The sequence below is a fragment of the Sphingosinicella terrae genome (assembly GCF_003347635.1).
Lineage (GTDB): Bacteria > Pseudomonadota > Alphaproteobacteria > Sphingomonadales > Sphingomonadaceae > Allosphingosinicella > Allosphingosinicella terrae.
In genome coordinates this window covers 1-586 of sequence record NZ_QDFY01000057.1, presented here as the reverse complement: position 1 = coordinate 586, position 586 = coordinate 1, and the positions used below count along the sequence as shown (strand labels likewise).

The 586-nt window shown below is 40.4% G+C and carries 1 protein-coding gene; it reads left to right on the top strand.

From position 1 onward, the window contains the following. Positions 1–62: 62 nt before the first annotated feature. On the top strand, positions 63–586 hold a 524-nt coding region (locus DDE10_RS23225), incomplete at its 3' end, for an outer membrane beta-barrel protein (RefSeq protein WP_162806820.1).

The following is a 586-nucleotide window of genomic DNA, read 5'->3' as shown; positions in this document are numbered from 1 at the left end:
CCACAAGCGGTGCTGAAGTGATTTTGTTTTATTAATCGATGACAATTTAGAGGATCATCAAAATGAAAAAATCATTAGTTGCTTTAGCAGTATTATCGGCTGCAGCAGTAGCTCAAGCAGCTCCACAACAAAATACTTTCTACGCAGGTGCGAAAGCAGGTTGGGCGTCATTCCATGATGGTATCGAACAATTAGATTCAGCTAAAAACACAGATCGCGGTACAAAATACGGTATCAACCGTAATTCAGTAACTTACGGCGTATTCGGCGGTTACCAAATTTTAAACCAAGACAAATTAGGTTTAGCGGCTGAATTAGGTTATGACTATTTCGGTCGTGTGCGCGGTTCTGAAAAACCAAACGGTAAAGCGGACAAGAAAACTTTCCGTCACGCTGCACACGGTGCGACAATCGCATTAAAACCTAGCTACGAAGTATTACCTGACTTAGACGTTTACGGTAAAGTAGGTATCGCATTAGTAAACAATACATATAAAACATTCAATGCAGCACAAGAGAAAGTGAAAACTCGTCGTTTCCAAATTTCTTTAATTTTAGGTGCGGGTGTTGAGTACGCAATTCTTCC